Origin of the sequence: Nocardioides sp. Root140 (assembly GCF_001426745.1) — a bacterium.
Classification (GTDB): domain Bacteria; phylum Actinomycetota; class Actinomycetes; order Propionibacteriales; family Nocardioidaceae; genus Nocardioides.
Window position 1 is genome coordinate 428,194 of sequence record NZ_LMFI01000010.1, and the last position, 19,066, is coordinate 447,259.

At 69.6% G+C, this 19,066-nt stretch carries 17 protein-coding genes; 6 read left to right on the forward strand and 11 right to left on the reverse strand.

The window, feature by feature from the left end:
- Window positions 1–59: 59 nt before the first annotated feature.
- Window positions 60–1,595 carry a hypothetical protein gene (locus ASD30_RS12410; protein ID WP_056681626.1) on the forward strand — a complete coding sequence of 512 codons (1,536 nt, stop codon included), beginning with the start codon at window positions 60–62 and terminating at the stop codon, window positions 1,593–1,595.
- Between the two features lie 162 nt (window positions 1,596–1,757).
- Here ASD30_RS12410 and groL read toward each other — a convergent pair whose 3' ends face one another.
- From groL to ASD30_RS12425, 3 genes are all read right to left on the reverse strand, one after another.
- Window positions 1,758–3,380 carry a chaperonin GroEL gene (groL, locus tag ASD30_RS12415; RefSeq protein ID WP_056681627.1) on the reverse strand — a complete coding sequence of 541 codons (1,623 nt, stop codon included), beginning with the start codon at window positions 3,378–3,380 and terminating at the stop codon, window positions 1,758–1,760.
- A gap of 125 nt (window positions 3,381–3,505) precedes the next feature.
- Entirely contained in the window at window positions 3,506–3,799 is a 294-nt protein-coding gene (gene groES, locus ASD30_RS12420; protein ID WP_056681628.1) for a co-chaperone GroES, read from the reverse strand.
- 197 nt (window positions 3,800–3,996) lie between these two features.
- The gene (locus ASD30_RS12425; protein WP_056681629.1) at window positions 3,997–5,079 is read right to left on the reverse strand and encodes a hypothetical protein; all 1,083 of its coding nucleotides are present in this window, start codon (window positions 5,077–5,079) and stop codon (window positions 3,997–3,999) included.
- A gap of 123 nt (window positions 5,080–5,202) precedes the next feature.
- On the opposite strand from ASD30_RS12425, the gene ASD30_RS12430 reads away from it, so the two are divergent.
- Window positions 5,203–6,426 carry a class I SAM-dependent methyltransferase gene (locus ASD30_RS12430; RefSeq protein ID WP_056684896.1) on the forward strand — a complete coding sequence of 408 codons (1,224 nt, stop codon included), beginning with the start codon at window positions 5,203–5,205 and terminating at the stop codon, window positions 6,424–6,426.
- Here the strand turns inward: ASD30_RS12430 and ASD30_RS12435 are convergent.
- The 5 genes from ASD30_RS12435 to ASD30_RS12455 are packed head-to-tail and all read right to left on the reverse strand — an operon-like array spanning window position 6,419 to window position 10,707.
- Window positions 6,419–7,450, reverse strand: a complete 1,032-nt coding sequence (locus tag ASD30_RS12435) for a hypothetical protein (RefSeq protein ID WP_056681630.1) — start codon at window positions 7,448–7,450, stop codon at window positions 6,419–6,421. The genes ASD30_RS12430 and ASD30_RS12435 overlap by 8 nt on opposite strands.
- A gap of 36 nt (window positions 7,451–7,486) precedes the next feature.
- Complete coding sequence (locus ASD30_RS12440; protein WP_056681631.1) at window positions 7,487–8,359, reverse strand: oxygenase MpaB family protein; 873 nt, start codon at window positions 8,357–8,359, stop codon at window positions 7,487–7,489.
- A gap of 18 nt (window positions 8,360–8,377) precedes the next feature.
- Window positions 8,378–8,986, reverse strand: a complete 609-nt coding sequence (locus tag ASD30_RS27175; RefSeq protein WP_082563806.1) for a DUF4234 domain-containing protein — start codon at window positions 8,984–8,986, stop codon at window positions 8,378–8,380.
- A gap of 30 nt (window positions 8,987–9,016) precedes the next feature.
- Window positions 9,017–9,625 carry an MBL fold metallo-hydrolase gene (locus tag ASD30_RS12450; RefSeq protein ID WP_056681632.1) on the reverse strand — a complete coding sequence of 203 codons (609 nt, stop codon included), beginning with the start codon at window positions 9,623–9,625 and terminating at the stop codon, window positions 9,017–9,019.
- Window positions 9,625–10,707 carry an S-(hydroxymethyl)mycothiol dehydrogenase gene (locus ASD30_RS12455; RefSeq protein WP_056681633.1) on the reverse strand — a complete coding sequence of 361 codons (1,083 nt, stop codon included), beginning with the start codon at window positions 10,705–10,707 and terminating at the stop codon, window positions 9,625–9,627. Before ASD30_RS12455 ends, ASD30_RS12450 begins: the two co-directional genes overlap by 1 nt.
- Before the next feature lie 64 nt (window positions 10,708–10,771).
- Here ASD30_RS12455 and ASD30_RS12460 point away from each other — a divergent pair, with 64 nt between their 5' ends.
- The 4 genes from ASD30_RS12460 to ASD30_RS12475 all read left to right on the forward strand — a co-directional run bounded on the left by ASD30_RS12460 (window position 10,772) and on the right by ASD30_RS12475 (window position 14,445).
- Window positions 10,772–11,431 carry a VOC family protein gene (locus tag ASD30_RS12460; protein WP_056684901.1) on the forward strand — a complete coding sequence of 220 codons (660 nt, stop codon included), beginning with the start codon at window positions 10,772–10,774 and terminating at the stop codon, window positions 11,429–11,431.
- Between the two features lie 4 nt (window positions 11,432–11,435).
- Window positions 11,436–12,605, forward strand: coding sequence for a DUF4185 domain-containing protein (locus tag ASD30_RS12465; protein WP_056681634.1), 1,170 nt, complete (start codon window positions 11,436–11,438; stop codon window positions 12,603–12,605).
- An 83-nt stretch (window positions 12,606–12,688) separates the two neighbouring features.
- On the forward strand, window positions 12,689–13,231 hold the full coding sequence (locus tag ASD30_RS12470; RefSeq protein WP_056681635.1) for a SigE family RNA polymerase sigma factor: 543 nt from the start codon (window positions 12,689–12,691) through the stop codon (window positions 13,229–13,231).
- Window positions 13,228–14,445, forward strand: a complete 1,218-nt coding sequence (locus ASD30_RS12475; RefSeq protein ID WP_056681636.1) for a hypothetical protein — start codon at window positions 13,228–13,230, stop codon at window positions 14,443–14,445. The genes ASD30_RS12470 and ASD30_RS12475 overlap by 4 nt, the downstream gene beginning before the upstream one ends.
- 2,444 nt (window positions 14,446–16,889) lie before the next feature.
- Here the strand turns inward: ASD30_RS12475 and tsaD are convergent.
- Genes tsaD through tsaB form a run of 3 tightly spaced genes read right to left on the reverse strand, consistent with a single transcriptional unit; the run spans window position 16,890 to window position 19,017 of the window.
- Window positions 16,890–17,933, reverse strand: coding sequence for a tRNA (adenosine(37)-N6)-threonylcarbamoyltransferase complex transferase subunit TsaD (gene tsaD, locus ASD30_RS12485; RefSeq protein ID WP_056681638.1), 1,044 nt, complete (start codon window positions 17,931–17,933; stop codon window positions 16,890–16,892).
- Window positions 17,930–18,382, reverse strand: coding sequence for a ribosomal protein S18-alanine N-acetyltransferase (rimI, locus tag ASD30_RS12490; protein ID WP_056681639.1), 453 nt, complete (start codon window positions 18,380–18,382; stop codon window positions 17,930–17,932). Before rimI ends, tsaD begins: the two co-directional genes overlap by 4 nt.
- Window positions 18,379–19,017 (reverse strand): tRNA (adenosine(37)-N6)-threonylcarbamoyltransferase complex dimerization subunit type 1 TsaB, encoded by a 639-nt coding sequence (tsaB, locus tag ASD30_RS12495; protein ID WP_056681640.1) that lies wholly within the window; start codon window positions 19,015–19,017, stop codon window positions 18,379–18,381. The genes rimI and tsaB overlap by 4 nt, the downstream gene beginning before the upstream one ends.
- Window positions 19,018–19,066: the final 49 nt, after the last annotated feature.

Sequence of the window (19,066 nt, forward strand, 5' to 3'; positions counted from 1 at the left end):
TCGCCCACGACCCGGCATGGGTCGGACGCCCGGCGGTGCCGGGGTGGCAGGGTGTTCCCATGACGACTCCGACGCGCTGGAGCGTGCCCGAGATCGGCACCAAGCGACTGGTGGGCGGCGCCGCCGTGCTGGCGATGCTCCTCAGGTTTCCGGGAATGCTGTGGCCGATCCGCCCCGACGAGGCGGGATTCACCCTCGTCGCCCGTGCCTGGCACCCCGAGCCGGACAGCCTCTACGGCACCTACTGGGTGGACCGCCCTCCGCCGCTGATCGCGCTGATCAAGCTCTCCGACATGATCGGCGGGCCGCTCTTCATCCGGGTCGTCGCTGCCTTGGGGTGTGCCCTCCTGGTGGTCGCAGCCGCGCGTACGGCGTACCTCGTGGCCGGTGAGCGTTCGGCGCGCTGGACGGCGGTGGCGACGGCCGCGGTGACCACCAACACGATGATCGACTCGGTCGCGGCCAAGGGCGAGATCCTCGGCATCCCGATCGTGGTCGCCAGCTTCTGGCTCGCCCTCGAGGCACTGCGCCTGCTCGATGCCGCACCACGCAAGGCGATCCTGCTCGCCGGGGGTGCCGGCCTGCTCGGCATGCTGGCGATCGGGCTCAAGCAGAACATGGCCACCGGCCTGGCCTTCGGCGGCGTCGTGCTGCTCACCTCGGCGGTGCGCAAGGAGATCAGCTGGCCCGACTTCGGCCGGCTCGCCGGCGCTGCACTGGCCGGCGCGGCGATCCCCCTCGGCCTGACGATCGCCTGGTGCCTCGCCTACGGCGTACACCTGGAGACCCTCTGGTACGCCGTCTACGGCTTCCGGTCCCACGCTCTCGACGTGATCTCCAACGAGTCGGCGGGAGCCCCCTTAGGCCGGGCCCGGCAGCTGGCGATCATCTTCGTGGCCACCGGCATGGCCTTCATCATCGCGTGGTTCCTGGTCAACATCCGGCACGCCTGGCGCACCCATCCGGCGGTGACGTTGGCCGCGCTCGCCGTGCTCGTCGTCGACGGCGCCGGCGTCGTCCTTGGCGGCAGCTACTGGCGCCCCTACCTGCTCGGCATCGTGCCGACCGTGGTGCTGTGTGCCGCGTTGGTGGCCGGCGCCCCCGGAGTGCGCGGTCGGGTGATGCAGTTCCTGGTCGGGATCGCGGCGCTCTCGTGCCTGGTCTCGATCGTCGGCTGGGTGGCCAAGAGCGCGTCCGGTGCCGAGCCGCCCACGGAGATCTACACCGGCCAGGCGATCAAGCGCGTCTCCGAGCCCGGCGACACCATCGTGGTCTACGGCGGCCGCTCCGACATCGTGTTCGCGTCGGGCCTCAGCTCGCCGTACGAACACCTGTGGAGCCTCCCGATGCGCGGCAACGACCCCGACCTCAGCGAGCTGATGTCGCTGATGCGCAGCGACCGGGCGCCGACGTGGTTCGTCGGCTGGGTCGACTTCGACTCGTGGAACGGTGTCGGCCAGCCGAAGCTCGAGGCACTGCTTGCCGAGCGCTACGAGCGCCACGGCGAGGCCTGTGGCGACCACCCGATCTGGGTGCTGAAGAGCGTCGACCGCGACGTGCCCGTCCCCGACTGCGAGCACCCCTGGCGCTGGTGACCGCAGGGCGTCCGGCACGACGTCCTGCGTCTCGGTGCCTCAGGCAGCCAGTTCGCAGGACGTCCGCACGACGTCCTGCACACCGGACGACGAACGGCCCGCCACCCCCGTGAGGGGTGACGGGCCGCCGTGGCAAACCGATGAAGCTGTGCAACCGATGAATCAGTGACCGTGGCCGTGCCCGTGGCCAGCGGCCGGGGCGTCGTCCTCTTCTTCGGGCTTCTCGACGATCAACGTCTCGGTCGTGAGCAGCATGCCCGCGATCGAGGTGGCGTTGACCAGCGCGGAGCGGGTCACCTTGACCGGGTCGAGCACGCCCTGGGCGACCAGGTCGCCGTACTCGCCGGTGGCGGCGTTGTAGCCGTTGCCGACACCGAGCTCGCGGACCTTGGTGGTGACGACGTAGCCGTTGACACCGCCGTTCTCGGCGATCCAGCGCAGCGGCTCGTCGGCGGACTTGCGCACGATGCGCACGCCGGCCGCCTCGTCACCGGTGAGGCCGAGGTCCTTCTCCAGCACGGAGACCGCGTGGATCAGGGCAGAGCCACCGCCGGGGACGATGCCCTCCTCGATTGCGGCGCGCGTCGCGGAGACGGCGTCCTCGATGCGGTGCTTCTTCTCCTTGAGCTCCACCTCAGTGGCGGCGCCGACCTTGATCACGCACACGCCACCGGCCAGCTTCGCGAGACGCTCCTGGAGCTTCTCGGTGTCCCAGTCGGAGTCGGAGTTCTCGATCTCGGCCTTGATCTGGTTGACGCGGCCCTCGACGGCAGCGGCTTCGCCGGACCCGTCGATGATCGTGGTGTTGTCCTTGGTGATCACCACGCGACGCGCCTGGCCGAGCACCTCGAGGCCGACCTGGTCGAGCTTGAGGCCGATCTCGGGGGCGACGACCTGGCCACCGGTGAGGATCGCGATGTCCTCGAGCATGGCCTTGCGACGGTCACCGAACGCGGGAGCCTTGACGGCGACCGCGTTGAAGGTGCCGCGGATCTTGTTCACGACCAGGGTCGAGAGCGCCTCGCCGTCGACGTCCTCGGCGAGGATGAAGAGCGGCTTGCCCGCGGCGATGACCTTCTCCAGCAGCGGGAGCAGGTCCGCGATCGCGGAGATCTTGCCCTGGTGCAGCAGGATGTAGGGGTCCTCAAGGACGGCTTCCATGCGCTCGGGGTCGGTCACGAAGTACTGCGAGATGTAGCCCTTGTCGAACTGCATCCCCTCGGTGAACTCGAGCTCGGTGCCCATCGTGTTGGACTCGTCGACGGTGATGACGCCGTCCTTGCCGACCTTGTCGAACGCCTCGGCGAGCAGCTCGCCGATGTGGGCGTCACGCGAGGAGATCGTGGCGACCGAGGCCATGTCCTCCTTGGAGTCGACGTCGCGCGCCGCTTCGAGCAGCGCGTTGCCGACGGCCTCGGCCGCGGCGTCCATGCCGCGCTTGAGACCCATCGGGTTGGCGCCCGCGGCAACTGCCCGCAGGCCCTCGTGCACCATCGCCTGGGCGAGCACGGTGGCGGTCGTCGTACCGTCACCGGCGACGTCGTTGGTCTTGGTGGCAACTTCCTTGGTCAGCTGCGCACCGAGGTTTTCGAACGGGTCGTCCAACTCGATCTCGCGAGCGACGGTGACACCGTCGTTCGTGATCGTCGGCGCGCCCCACTTCTTGTCGAGGACGACGTAGCGACCCTTGGGGCCCAACGTCACCTTGACCGCGTTGGCGAGCTTGTCGACGCCGCGTTCGAGCGAACGGCGGCCGTCCTCGTCGAACTGAAGAATCTTCGGCATTGCTACTCCTGTCTTGGATCTGACTCAGCTGGCGCCCGGCCGGCAAGGCGTCGGAGGGAAGGCGACCTGTGGTGCGGAGCGGTCGTCGACCGACGGCAACGCCGCCGGCCGGGATGCCAGGTGGGTCAGGAAACGATGGCGAGGACGTCGCGGGCGGACAGGATCAGGAACTCCTCGCCGCCGTACTTGACCTCGGTGCCGCCGTACTTGCTGTAGATGACCTTGTCGCCAGCGGCCACGTCGATGGCGACGCGGTTGCCGTTGTCGTCGATGCGACCCGGACCGACCGCCACGACCTCGCCCTCCTGGGGCTTCTCCTTGGCGGTGTCGGGGATGACCAGGCCAGAGGCCGTGGTCTGCTCGGCCTCGAGCTGCTTGACGATGATCCGGTCCTCGAGAGGCTTGATGTTGATCGACACTTCGGATCGACCTCCGCTTTCTCCACTTGATGAAACACACGGAACGACGGGCTCCGGGACCGGGCCCGTCGGGAAGTTTGAGCCTGCAGGCGGTACGCCGTCGCGGGGGTCGCACCAGTTGCAAGCGCTGGCACCCTCATGCCGAGAGTGCCAGAACAGACGCTAGCACTCTCCTCAATGGAGTGCCAGCAACGGGGTCAGTCCTTCTGAGCCTGCCAGCGGATCTTCCACGAGAGACGCGCCGTCAGCTCGTCCGGCGACCCCTCACCGAGCACGCTCACCGGCCAACGGCCGGCGACGTCGACCACGTGCTCCTCGTCGCCGCCCTCCGGCACGGCGAGTACGGCGACCAGCGGGTCGTCGACGTCGTGGATCGCCGCACCACCCGCGGTCTCGTTGAGGAAATAGGTCGCCGCGGGCTCCTGCCCGTCGATCCTCAGCGTGGCCCTGCCGAGGGAGTCGGCGGTGTAGACCAGGCGGCCGGCCGGTGCCTGGAACCCGACCCGGGCGGGTCGACGCCAGGCCACTCCGGCCACGAACCACTCCTTGCCCTCGGGGGCCCAGCCGAGCCCCGCGGCGTACGGCACCCGGAGCGGCACGAGCAACCGGCAGGTCGGCTCGTCGCCCTCGGAGGAGAAGCCCGGCGCCCACATGGCCGGACCACAGTCGCCCCTGAACTCCTTGCCCGGCGCCGCGGCGTCGTACAACGGCGCGAAGCGGCCCGCCTCGAGGTCGCCGTCGGCGCCCACGGTCTGGGTCTCGCCGTCGACAGCGACGCGCAGGGACAGCTCCTCAGGGGTGCCGTCGACCGCCACATAGACCGTTCGCGGCCCCAGCACCAGGCCATCCCTCGGCTGCAGGCCGTCACCGAAGCCGGTGAGGGGGTATTCGGCGCCGTCCGCGACGAGGGTGAGCTCGGGCACCGGGAACGTGGCGCCGACCTTCGTCGTCGGCACGGCGCGCACCCCCTCCGCCCGGAGCTCGACGACCACCGGCACGAACGAGCCGCCCTCGGGCGGGCGTACGTCGGGGGTGCTGGCCAGCTTCGTCGCGGGCAGGTCGTCCACGGGATCACCCAGGCGCAGCCGGGCAATTGCCCAGGGCAGCGCCAGGGGCACCGAGTCGGGCGTCACGTCGTCGGGCGCCATCGGCAGCACCTGCCCGACCTCCGCACGCGCACGGGTGTCGCGGTTGGTCCACCAGATCGTGCCCACGATCGCCACCAGGACCACCAGGCAGACGGCCAGCCAGACCTTCGTCGCCCTCGTCAGTTTCGCCATGCCGCTCCCTCGCTCCAGGGAGCCCGCTCCCTCTCCTCCGGGGAGAACTGTGGCACGAGATCTCCGTTTCGTCCCGAAGAGTCCGTGCTCGGTGACCCGGCACCGGCCTGCCAGACTGCGGGCATGGATCTCGATGCCTTCCGCTGGCTGCTGACCGACGACGGACAGCGCCTGCTGGACCGGGCTTCTCACGCGTACGCCGACCACGACGGCGACCCCGTGCGCTCAGCCGCCGCCGTCCGCAAGATCGAGTCGGACCCCGACCGCGCCGCCGCCGCCCTCACCCAGGTGGGCCTGCGGATCAAGGCGGTGCCGAAGTTCGGCGACGACGCCGTGCGCATGTACTTCACCCCGGACGCCCTCGAGCAGGCCACCCGCACCCGGGTCGCCACCCATCGTGCGGCCCGACTCGCCGCGGCCGCTCCGGAGAGCGTGATCGACCTGGGGTGCGGCATCGGCGGCGACCTGATCGCGTTCGCCCGTGCGGGACTGACCGTGGCCGGGGTCGACCTCGACCCGGTGCGGGTGGCGGTCGCCGAGGCCAACCTGGCCGCACTCGGGCTGCCCGGCGCGGTCCAGGTCGCCGACGGGACGACCCTGGACCTCTCCGGCTTCGGTGCGGTCTTCGCCGATCCCGCGCGTCGTGGTGCACGGGGCCGGGTCTTCGACGCCGAGGGCTGGACTCCCCCGTGGTCGTTCGTCACCTCTTTGCTCGAGCGCGCGTCCGTCGTCAAGGTCGCCCCCGGCATCCCGCACGACCTGGTGCCCGAGTCCGTCGAGGCGGAGTGGGTCAGCGAGGCCGGCGAGGTCAAGGAGGCCGCCCTCTGGTCGTCGTACCTCGCCACGGCCCGGCGCCGGGCCACGGTGATCGGCAGCGGCGGCCTGGCCTCGATCACCGAGGAGGACGACCCGTACGACGGCCGCGAGCGACCGGTGCGCGAGCTCGGCGCGTTCCTCTACGAGCCTGACGGCGCGGTGATCCGGGCCGGCCTGGTCACTGCGGTCGCGGCCGGTGTCGACGGCGGGCTGCTCGACGAGCACATCGCCTACGTCACCTCCGACACGTCGTTCCGCTCGCCGTTCGCCCGCGGCTACCAGGTGCTCGAGACGCTCCCCTACCGCGAGAAGCCACTCAAGGCCGCACTCCGCGAACGCGGCATCGGGCGACTCACCATCAAGAAGCGCGGCGTCGACGTGGTGCCCGAACAGCTGCGCAAGCGCCTGGACCTGCACGGCGAGCAGGAGGCGACGCTGGTGATGACCCGCGTCGCCGGCGAGGGCACGGCCCTGCTGGTGCAGCCCTTCGGGCAGGGCACCGACTCACCCGCGATGCCGTTGATCAGGTGAAGCGCACGTCGATGGCGCGCTTGAGCGTGTAGTCGACCCTGGGCGCACCCGATCCGGAGTCCTCGGGCACGCCGCTGTAGGTGAGGCGGAGCCTCAGGGTCGCGTCGTCCGTGTCGTCCGCGACCCGGAAGAGCAGCCAGCGCGTGTCGTACACGGTCATGTCGTCGGTGCGTGACTGGATCTGGTTGAAGTCACCGTCGAACATGGCCCTCGGTGCCTTCCCGTCGAGCGTGTACGTCGGCTCGCCGTACTCGGTCTCCCGCCGCACGTACTGGCCCTGGTGATCGCCGGAGAAGTAGCCGTTGATCTCGACGGTGACCCTGGCCAGCACCCACTTCGAACCCCGGGGCGCCCATCCGGTGCTCCCGGCCGGCTGGAACCACGGCACCGGGTCGAGCACCTCGACCTGGCACTCCCCGCCACTGAACTCCGCGCCCTGACTGGCGCGCACTCCCTGGTAGGGCGCGCAGTGGTGGTCGGTCAGGTGCGGCAGCGCGCCTTCGTAGACGTCGCCGTCGAAGGACTTCATTACCTGGTCGTAGGGGTCGATGCTGATCTCTCGGCCGTCGAACTTGGCGACCAGCCGGATCTCCGTATCCTCGGGGACCGCCACGACCCACGAATAGCTGCTCTCACCGTCGAGCATCGCCCGCTTGCCGTCGTACTCGAGCCAGAACCGCACTGGCTCGTTGCCCTGCGGCTGGAGCATCCAGACGTCGCCGTCCATGCGGTGCCTGGCGTAGCCGACGTCGACGAACGCACGGCCGTTGGCGGCCTTGGGCGACACCTCCTCCCCCACCACGGCGGCCGGTCGGCCGGTCTCCTCGTGCGGGCTGCTCACCACGAAGTCGTAGCTCCCGACGGGCAGGACCACGTCGACGGGGTGGCCCTCGACCTCACCGGCGACCGCGAACACCTCGCCGACCCGGGCGTCCCGCTCGCCGTCGTCGAACGGAGTGCTGGAGCACCCCGAGACGAGCGGGATGAGGACGGCAGCCACCAATGTGGCGATGTGAGCGCGCATGGCCGCCTCCTACCCCGCTCACATGCCTTCAACCGCTCAGGCCGCCGGCAGCTCCATCGTGCGGCCACCGCGCTGGATGATGCGACGCTCGGTGCGGCTGACCAGCCGGAAGAGACCGGTGTTGCGGCCCAGCCTCACCTGATCGGGGACGACGCGGTGCGAGGCCCGCACACCCGCGGTGATGCCGGCGTACGCCGCCGCGTGGGCCGGTGTCCAGGACAGCCCGAACGCCTTGCGCACGCGCTCGGGCAGCATGCCGCGGACCACCAGGTTGGTGCCGGTGATGCCGGGACGGAGCTGGATCGGCACGGGCATGTCGAGGGCGATCGCCCGGCCCACGACGCGGGCCTCGTCGGTGACGTGGAAGTCGGGGCCGGCCAACTGGGCCTGCATCCAGGCCTCGAAGTCGGCCGCGGTCTCCGGCGCCACGGAGCGCGGCATGCCGAACAGCTCGCCGAAGCGCACCCAGTCGACCCAGAGCCGCTCCTTCTCGTCGGCCCCGAGCGGCCGGACGAGGGCCTCGAACGCGACCCGCGAGGAGTCCGCGAGCATCGCCATGGTCCAGAGCATGAGCTCCGGGTCGAACGCGTCGTACGGCGTGCCGGAGGGAAAGTTGCCCTCGTCACGGTCGAGGGTGCCCTTCACCTTCGTGTGCATCTGGTGCACCATCGCCAGCACCCGGTCGGCCTCGGCGCGGTCGCCGAAGAAGATCGACTCGAACGCCTCGGCCGTCGCGGAGAGCCGCATGAAGGGCCGTTCCTTCGCGTTCGTCGAGGCGCTGGTGCCCACGTAGGGCACGGGATGGGTGGCGCCGATGATCAGCGCGCGTTGTCCGTAGGTCTGACCCACGGCTCGATGCTCCTGCACGTGGCGGAGCATCGAGCCGTGCGGAAAGTAGCCGTCCGCCATGGGACGACTCTAGCCAGATCAGGAGGCCGGTTGGGCGCCCTGCGAGATCCAGTACTCGTTGAGCGCGCCGTTCATCTTCACGAACCAGACGATCCCGCCGACCAGTGGCAGCAGGATCCACAGCCCGGTCATCGCGTTGACCTTCTCCTCGAGGCCGCGGCTCTGGCGGGCCTTGCCGACCTCGCCGGCGAGCAGGAACGGCGTGACGAAGCCGACGAAGATGGTCAGGAGCAGGCCGACGAGGCCACCGAGGCCCTGTCCGGTGTTCTGCTTCAGTTCTTCGTAGGTCTTGTAGTAGTAGACGAAACCGTAGATGCCGCAGGTGACCAGCATCAGCAGGATCGTGATGCCGGTGCCACGCACGGTGCCGACCGGCCCGGGGCCGCCGTACATCTGCTGGCCCTGGTAGCCGGCCGCGTACGCCGGCTGGCCGTACTGCTCGGGCTGGCCGTACTGCTGCTGCGGGTCGGGTTGACCGTACTGCTGCCCGGGCTGCGGCTGGCCGTACTGGGGCTGTCCGTACTGGGGCTGCTCGGGCTGGCCGTACTGCGGCGGCTGGCCGTACGGCGGCTGGCCGGGCTGTTCGGGCTGGCCGAACTCGGGGCCCTGTGGGTTCTGGTCAGACATGGATGATCCTCTTCGGGTCAGGGTGCGTGATCAGGACAGGTTTGCCCTCTCGGCGCCGATCGTCGTGTCGTCGCCGTGGCCAGTGTGCACAACTGTGTCGTCCGGTAAACCGAACAAGCGTGACTTGATGGATTCCTCCAGCAACGGCCGGTCGCTGAACGAACGACCTGTCGCGCCCGGGCCGCCGTTGAAGAGCGTGTCACCGGAGAAGAGGCAGCCCAGCTCCTCGACGTACACGCAGACCGCACCGGGAGCGTGCCCCGGAGTGTGGATGACGCGCAACGTGGTGCCGGCCACGACGATCTCCTGCTCGTCGGACAGGTCGACGTCCCACAGCTCGTCGGTGTGGGTGAGCTCCCACAGCGGACGGTCGTCGGGGTGCAGCAGGATCGGCGCGGGTACGGCGTCGCGCAGCGCCGGCGCCATCCGCACGTGGTCGTCGTGCGCATGGGTGCAGAGGATCGCCTTGAGCCTGCGGTCGCCGATGACGGCCCGGATCGCGGCGACGTCGTGGGGTGCGTCGATCACGATGCACTCGGTGTCGTCGCCGATCACCCAGACGTTGTTGTCGACGTCGAAGGTCTCGCCGTCGAGGGAGAACGTGCCGGACACGACGGCGTGGTCGATGCGCGCAGCCACTAGAGGATCACCACCGAGCGGAGCACGTCACCGGTGTGCATCCGGTCGAACGCCGCCTCGACGTCGTCGAGACCGATCTCCTCGGTGACGAACGCGTCCAGGTCAAGGCGACCCTGCTGGTAGAGGTCGACCAGCATCGGGAAGTCACGGCTCGGCAGGCAGTCGCCGTACCAGCTGGACTTCAGCGCGCCGCCACGGCCGAACACGTCGATCAGCGGGATCTCGGGGATCTTCATGTCCGGCGTGGGCACGCCGACGAGTACGACGGTGCCCGCGAGGTCGCGTGCGTAGAACGCCTGCTTCCACGTCTCGGGGCGGCCGACGGCGTCGATCACCACGTCGGCACCGTTACCGTCGGTGAGCTCCTGGATCGCGGCCACCGGGTCGATGCCCTTCGAGTTCACCGTGTGGGTGGCGCCCATGTTCTTCGCCCACCCGAGCTTCTTGTCGTCGAGGTCCACCGCGATGATCTTCGCCGCGCCGGCCAGCTTCGAACCCGCGATCGCGGCCGAACCCACCCCACCGCAGCCGATCACGGCCACCGACATGCCGCGCCCGACGTTGCCGGTGTTGATCGCCGCGCCCAGTCCGGCCATCACGCCGCACCCGAGCAGGCCGACTGCGGCGGCCCGCGCCGACGGGTCGACCTTCGTGCACTGGCCGGAATGCACCAGCGTCTTCTCGGCGAACGCGCCGATGCCGAGCGCGGGGCTCAGCTCCGTGCCGTCCTCCAGGGTCATCTTCTGGGTCGCGTTGAAGGTCGCGAAGCAGTACCACGGCTCACCGCGCAGGCACGCCCGACAGGTGCCACAGACCGCACGCCAGTTGAGGATCACGAAGTCACCCGGCTCGACAGTGGCACCCTCACCGACCGCCTCGACCACCCCTGCGGCCTCGTGGCCCAGCAGGAACGGGAACTCGTCGTTGATGCCACCCTCACGGTAGTGCAGGTCGGTGTGGCAGACCCCGCACGCCTGGATCTTCACGACCGCCTCGCCCGGACCGGGATCCGGAACGTTGATCGTCTCCACCGAGACTGGTTCACCCTTGGCCCTGGCCACCACTGCGCGCACCTGCTGCACGTTTCCTCCTCGGATCGATGTCGTCGGTGCCGACCCTAGTGGTCGGGCGTCTAGGGTGGTCGACATGAGCCTGTGCAGGTACAAGGACCTGTGCATCGACGCCACCGACGCCGCTGCCCTCGCCACCTTCTGGGGCGCCGCGCTCGGGCTCGACGTACGACGACTCGACGACGGCGACGCCCTGCTCTCCGGCGCGACGAAGGAGCAGGCCGTCTGGGTGAACACGGTGCCCGAGCCCAGGTCCGTCAAGCATCGTCTCCACCTCGACATCCACACCGGGTCGGTCTCCGCGCTCGTCGACCTCGGCGCCACGGTCGTCGACGACACGTCGTTCCCCTGGACGGTGATGACCGACCCCGAGGGCGGGGAGTTCTGCGCGTTCGTCCGCGACGAGCCTCCCGAGACGCGGATCTATGAGCTCGTCCTCGACTGTGCCGATCCTGAGCGCATTGCCACCTGGTGGGCCGAGGTCCTCGGCGGCCGCCTCGAAGGCGAGGCCGAGCAGTGGGGCCTCGAGGAGATCCCGGGCGCGCCGTTCGAGTACCTCGTCTTCGTGAAGGTCCCGGAACCGAAGTCGGCCAAGAACCGTGTGCACCTCGACCTCACCACGCCCGACCTCGGCGCCCTGACTGCCGCCGGGGCGACGGTGCTGGCCGAGCTGGAGTCCTGGACCGTGCTCGCCGACCCGGAGGGGAACGAGTTCTGCGCGTTCCCCGAGAGCTAGCCGGATGGCCTTCGACCGGACCGGGTTGCGTCTGCACCTGCTGGTCCTCGTCGTCTGCGCGTCCGTCGTGCTGTTGGCGCTCTGGGGCGGCGCCGCCATCCGCAAGGGGCTCCGGCCCGAGCCGGAGGCTCAACCCTCCGACGATGCCTCGGTGAGCTGCGTCCCGACCCATCCACCCCGCACGGTCGCCGACATCAACACGTTCGTCGGCGACACCCGACGCATTCCGGGCTTCGTCGGTGCGGACGTCGGCGCCAGTGTCGCGCTGAGTGACGGTCGCAGCCTGTGGGTCTTCGGCGACACCCTGCACGGCCCGAAGTTCAACGGCCCCAGCTTCGTGCGCAACTCCATGCTGCTGATCGGCGACGAGTGCGCCTCCGTGGTCCTGCCGGCCGACCGGGGCGCGATCGTCCCGAACCGAGAGGACGGCGTCGGCTACTGGCCGATGTCGGTCGACAAGCGGGCCCTGGACGGGCACGACCTGGTCGGCGTCGGCCTGCTCCGGGTCCAGGCCACGGGCAACGGACTCTGGGACTTCCGCATCCTGGGCAGCTCGATCGCCGAGTTCGACGTACCGGCCAACGGCACGCCTGAGCTGATGGACGTGCGCGACGTCGGCCCGGACCGGGTCGACGACACCCGACCCACGTGGGGGGCGGCGGTCGCCGTGCGCGGCGAGACCCTCTACGTCTACGGCACGGCCCATCCCGACGACGACCGCGTGCTCGGGTGGTCACTGCACGTGGCGCGGGTCCCGCTCACCAGCCTCACCGACACGAGTGCGTGGCGCTTCTGGACCGGCACTCGATGGAGCCGCTCGGACAAGAAGCTGGCCACCCTGATCCCCGCGAAGGACGGCGTCTCACGCGTGCTGAGCGTCTTCGAGCAGGACGGCGCGTGGTACGCCGTCAGCAAGCGCAACGACGTGCTCGGCACGGACCTGGTGATCTGGAGGTCGAGGACGCCGACCGGGCCGTTCGTGGCGGGTCCGGCCGTGGCCACCATCCCGTCCGGTGAGGACGTGCTGCAGTACATGCCCCTGGCCCACCCACACCTGCTGCCGAAACGCGGCACCGTCGTGGTCAGCTGGAGCCGCAACATCGCCGACCTCGACAGGATCGCCGAGGACCCGTCTCTCTACCGCCCGGAATTCGCCCGCGTTCCGTTGCCCTGATCGTGCAACCTTCCCCGCCCTGACCCCGTCTTGGGTGGGAAGGGACGGTGGTGACAATGATGGCAACACATGCAGGAGGTGTGATGGTCCAGGACCGCAGCTCGAGCAAGGACGCCGAGTTCAGCAGCTGGATGGCCGCACGCCAGCCGGCGCTCCTGCGCACGGCGTACCTCCTGACGGGGGAACACCACGGGGCCGAGGACCTGGTGCAGCAGACGCTGGCCAAGGTGTACCTCACGTGGGACAAGGTCAGGCAGCGCGACGCCATCGACGGCTACGCGCGCCGGATCATGGTCAACGAGAACAACTCGCTGTGGCGTCGCGCGTGGAAGAAGCGCGAGACGGTCAGCGACGAGGTGCCGGAGTGGATTCCGGCCCATGACGCGTACGACGAGGGGCAGGGTTCCGCGCTGTGGAACCTGGTCCAGACGCTTCCGCGCAAGCAGCGGGCGGCCGTCGTACTCCGCTACTACGAAGAGCTCACCGAAGCCGAGACCGCTGACATCCTCGGCGTCTCCGTCGGCACGGTGAAGTCACAGACCAGCCGGGCCCTCGCGACCCTGCGCGGGCAGGCATCCAGCCACGGCCTCACCAGCGAGGCAAGCCTCAGGGAGGAGGAGCGATGAACACCGAGAAGGAACTCACCCACGAGCTGCACGGACGGGCGGACCGCATCGACGGCTCCCCCATCTCCTTCGACCAGGTCGTCGGCCGGGCCGGACGCATCAAGCGCAACCGCCGCCTCACCACGGGCGTCGCCACCCTGGCCGCTGCCGCGATCATCGTGCCGACTGCCATGTTCGGCGGCAGCCTGTTCGACAACGACGCGGCCCCCGGGCCCGTCGCACCGGACACGCAGCAGGTGCACGACGCCGTGCTCGACCCGACACTGCCCGAGGGCGACCCGCCCAAGCTGGCGTACGTCGACGCCGACAAGCTCGTGCAGCCCGACGGCACGACCGTCGATCTCGGCAAGAACTACGGTGCCCCACGCAGGGCGGGCGACGAATACCTCGGAGCCTCTGGCTTCGAGGACGAACCCAGCATCGACGTGTTCGACCAGCAGTGGCAGGTCGTCGACTCGGTGCCCTTCATGAACGGCCCGGTCTCGTCGGCCGACGGTTCGGTAGCCGCCTGGATCGCCACCGACGGCACGGTGGTCACCCGCTTCGGTGGCCGCTCGGTCGACCTCGGCAAGGTGGAGGGTTCCTACCTGACGCCGGTCGCGATCCTGGGCCACGACTCGTGCATGGAGGTCGACGGCGGATGCCGGGTGTTCGTCAACGTGCAGGACGGCAAGCCCGTGTCGGCCGACTCCCACGGCATCGTCGACGTCGTCCCGGGTGACTTCACCAATGTCGCCGCGGTCTCGACCGACAACCTGATCGTCGGGGTGGTGACCCCCATCTCGGCCCCACCGACGGATCCCGTGTGCAGCGCGGTCTACGACGAGCAGGCGATGAAGCGGCTGTTCAAGACCTGCGACCTCGCGTTCGGTTACAGCGCGGGGTTCTCGCCGGACAACTCGCTGTTGGCCGGCTACCACTCCGACACCGACGGAGCCGGGCCGCGCTCCATGACCGTCGTGGACGCCCGCACGGGTGACAAGGTGCTCGGCATCGACCTCGACACGGCGATCGAGAAGAACACCTCGATCGTGGGAGCCGACTGGGAGGACGACGACCACCTGCTCATCCACACCGAGGGGCCGGGGACCGCCAACAAGGTGTCCACCCACAACCTCTATCGGGTTGGCCTCGACGGCAGCGTCGAGCGGTTGCTCGAGCGCGACTACGACAACGGCACGATGACGGCGCCCTGGTTGATGTTGCAGCCCTGAGCTGGTCGGACAACCACCACGTGACGAAGGCCGCGACTCGCCGCAACCGCGGCGGGTCGCGGCCTTCGCGTGTCCCGCGGACGTGACGCGCGAACCGTGTGTTCTTGATGCGCGAACCGCGTGTTCTTGATGCGCGAACACCGGATCCTTGGTGGCTCGGTGGTTGAGGAAGTCGCTCAGCGTCCGTCTCGAAGCCACCCCGCCCGCCACCCTTCGCTGGTTGAGGAAGTCGCCCTGCGACCGTCTCGACACCACCCCAGAAAATAGTTCGAAGAATCTTCTCCGGGACCTGTGGACAACCGGTTTTGGGGGTGTCGGCTGTCGGTGGTGCCTGATGCAATGGACCCATGATCGAAACCGATGCAGGAGCCCAACCCTTCGAGGTCGACGACCTCGAAGNGCGGTCCTGCTCGACCTGATCACCGACGCCAAGGACACCGCCTGGCGTGCCGAACGCCGCAAGCTCCGCCTCGCCTACCAGTTGTGTGTCACCAACCCGGCCGGGCCCGGTGTGGATGCGGCGACGTGGGGTGACGGGATCCCCGGACTGGCCGACTACGACCAAGCGTTGGGTGGTGAAGGGACACCGTTGGTGGCGGCGTTCGTGACCGAGTCCTGGGCCACCGCCACCGCCGTGTCCTCCTGGACCGCCAAGAAGGTCCTGGCGAACACGTTGGACCTGCACCACCGCCTCCCCCAGACCTGGGCTGCGGTCGATGCGTTGGAGCTCGAGGCCTGGCGGGGCTGCAAGATCGCCGAAGACACCCACGACCTCTCCGCCGAGGCGGCCGAGTGGATCGACACCGAACTCGCCCGGCTGGGTAGGTATGGGATCCCGACGATCGAGAAGACGATCAGGTCGGCGATCGCGAAGTTCCACCCCGACAAACTCGACAACGACCCGTCCCCGGTGCCCGGGAAGGACCAGTGGGACGTCACCATCGACCACGGCGCCGGAGCCGGCAACGGCACCAGCCGGGCGATGGGTGACTCGCTGGACCTGGCGAAGTTCCACGACCTCATCAGTGATGAGGCCACCACCCTCGGCAAGCTGGGTGACACCGACACCCTCGGGCAACGCAGGGCCAAGGCCCTCGGCGTGATCGCGGATCGGCAGGCCACCGCAGACCTCCTCGGCCTCATCCCCGACGGCGACGGCGATGCAGCCAGTGAAGGCGACGGTGCGGGCAGTCATGGTGCGGGCAAGAAGGTCACGCCGCGCAAGTCCTACCTCAAGACCCGGCTCTACATCCACGTGAACCTCGCCGACCTCGCCACCGCCGGCACCGCCGCGACTGCAAATGCCGATCCGACCGCCGATGCGACAGCTGGACCCGACCGCGACGGCATCAGCGGCCACGAGCCGGCACCGGGGATGGCGGAGACGAACCTGTTCGGCGCCGTCACCACCGAGAAGATCCTCGACTGGATCCGCGACCTCGGCCCCGACGCCACCTTCACCCCAGTCATCGACCTGAATCACGACTGGGCGGTCGACCAGCACGACCCACCCGAAGCCATGCGCGAACAAGTCCTCACCCGCGACCAGCACTGCGTCTTCCCGCACTGTTCGGTTGATTCGAGGCGTTGCGACCTCGACCACATTGAGTCCTACGACGACCACGGGCCACCGGGCCAGACCAGCCCCGACAGGCTCGCCCCGTTGTGCCGACGACATCACCTCGCCAAAACCCACGGCAGATGGTCCTACGTCAGGAACAAGGACGGAACCTATACCTGGACCAACCAATACCGCCGGACCTGGCTGGTCACCACCCACNGTCTTCCCGCACTGTTCGGTTGATTCGAGGCGTTGCGACCTCGACCACATTGAGTCCTACGACGACCACGGGCCACCGGGCCAGACCAGCCCCGACAGGCTCGCACCGTTGTGCCGACGACATCACCTCGCCAAAACCCATGGCCGGTGGTCCTACGTCAGGAACAAGGACGGCACCTATACCTGGACCAACCAGTACCGCCGGACCTGGCTGGTCACCACCCACGGGACGATCGAGCTCCCCACCAACTGAACCCCGACACCGCGCGACAGNCGCAGACGTGGACACCGTCGCACGCGTCGCCCGACCTATACCTGGACCAACCAGTACCGCCGGACCTGGCTGGTCACCACCCACGGGACGATCGAGCTCCCCACCAACTGAACCCCGACACCGCGCGACAGCGACTTCATCCGCAGCAACGTCGGGATCAATACAAGCAGCACCGGCCCCACAGCACCACCAGCGCAAGCCCCGCCACCACAACACGGTGAACGGGGCTACCGCCACGCCCACACCCGCCCACACCAACTGCACTGTCCTGGCCGAGCAGCGTGGCCGGCATGGTGGCCCGCGACCGAGTGGTCTCGAGACGGCGCTGGCGCGCCTCCTCAACCACCGAGAAGGGCACGAAGCGGACGCGGCCTCCTCAACCAGCAGAAGTCAGACCAGGACCGTCGTGATCGGCTGGGAGGAGTCGGCGGGGAGGTCGAGGGCGGAGGGCGTGCGGCCCCGGGCGACCATCTCGGACCCGAGGGCGGCCACCATCGCGCCGTTGTCGGTGCACAGGCCGGGCCGCGGGACCCGCACCCTGATGCCCCGCGCCGCGGCGCGTTCTTCGGCCAGCACCCGGAGGCGTGAGTTCGCCGCGACCCCGCCGCCGATCAGGATGTCGTCGATCCCCTCGGAGACCGCGGCGTCGATCGCCTTACGGGTGAGCACGTCGCAGACCGCCTCCTGGAACGAGGCGGCGACGTCGTTGACCGGCACCGGCTCACCGGAGCGCTCGCGGGCCTCGACCCAGCGGGCGACCGCGGTCTTGAGCCCGGAGAACGAGAAGTCGAAACGGTGTCGCTCCAGGTCGCGTCGCGAGGTGAGGCCACGGGGGAAATCGACGTACACGCTGGAGCCCGAGGCGGCAGCGCGGTCGATGAACGGGCCGCCGGGGAACGGCAGGCCGAGCAGGCGGGCCACCTTGTCGAACGCCTCGCCGGCCGCGTCGTCGATGCTGGCGCCGAGGGGGTCGACGCCGGTGGTGATGTCGGCGACACGGAGCAGCGAGGAGTGACCGCCGCTGACCAGCATCGCGATGCACGGCTCGGGCAAGGGCCCGTGCTCCAGCTGGTCGACCGCGACGTGCGAGGCCAGGTGGTTGACGCCGTAGAGCGGCTTGCCGAGTCCGAGGGCCAACGACTTGGCGGCGGCCACGCCGACCAGCAGGGCGCCGGCCAGTCCGGGGCCGCTGGTGACCGCGATCGCGTCGACGTCGCGGAGTGCGATGCCGGCCGTCGTACAGGCACGCTCGATGGTCGGCACCATCGCCTCGAGGTGCGCCCGCGAGGCGACCTCGGGCACGACGCCACCGAAGCGGGCGTGCTCCTCCACGGACGAGGCGACCGCGTCGGCCAGCAGTGTGTGGCCGCGCACGATGCCGACGCCGGTCTCGTCGCAGGACGTCTCGATGCCAAGGACCAGGGGTTCGTTCATGAGGGGCTCCCGGACGGGCCGATCGACCGGAGCATCACGATCGCGTCGGAGCCGTCCTTGTAGTAGCGGGGTCGTACGTCGATCTGCTCGAAGCCCGACGCGGCATAGAAGGCCAGCGCCTCCGGGTTCACCGCGGACACCTCGAGCAGCATCCGGTCGGCGCCGTCGTCGTCGGCCGCGTCCAGCACGTGCTCGAGCAGTGCGGCGGCGATGCCCTCCCGCTGCCGCGACGGGTGTACGCCGATGCGCGCGAGGTCGACGAAGTCACCAGCCAGGGTCGTGATCGCATAGCCGACCGGCTCGTCGTCGTCCTCGAAGACCACGAACAACCGGCCGTCGCGCTCGAGGTCGTCGAGGAGGGAGTCCTCGTCCCACGCCTCGGCGCCGAACAGGTTCTCCTCGAGCTCGGCGACGGCAGCGCAGTCCGCGGCGAGCGCCGGCCGGATCACGAGACCCTCTTCGGCTTGCCGGGCATCACGGCGTCGGGTCTGCGCAGGTAGAGCGGCTCGGGGTCGAGCAGCTCGACGCGCTCGTCGGCGACTGCGACCGCGAGCCATCCGGCGCCGGGACGTTGCGGACCGACCGAGGTCGGGAAGCTCTCCGGATAGAGCGCGGCACCCTCGCCGACGACGGGCACTGCGGTGGCCACGTCGGAGGGCCGGCTCACCTGAGGTTCGTCGAGGCGCGCGCCCGACTCGTCGTACGGCGCCCAGTAGACCTCCTTGCGCCGGGCATCGGTGGCCACCACGAACGGCTGGTCCACCGCGCCGGCTGCGACCGCCTCGACGGCCAGCACGTCGAGCGAGCACACGCCGTACACCGGCACCTCGAGCACGAAACCGAGCGTGCGGGCGGTGACCAGCCCGACCCGCAACCCGGTGAAGGGTCCGGGCCCGACGCCGACGGCAATCGCGGTGACGTCCTGCCGCACCGCACCGGCCTGGGCCAGCACCGCCTCGATCAGCGGGGCCAGCTGCTCGCCGTGCTTCATCGACTGCTCCGAACGCAGCTCGGCCAGCACGTCGTCTCCCTCGGCGAGGGCGACGGTGACCTGGGGGGACGCGGTGTCGAAGGCGAGGAGCACGAGGACGAGGTTAACCGCGTGCCGGCGCGAGCGCGATCACGAGGGTCCC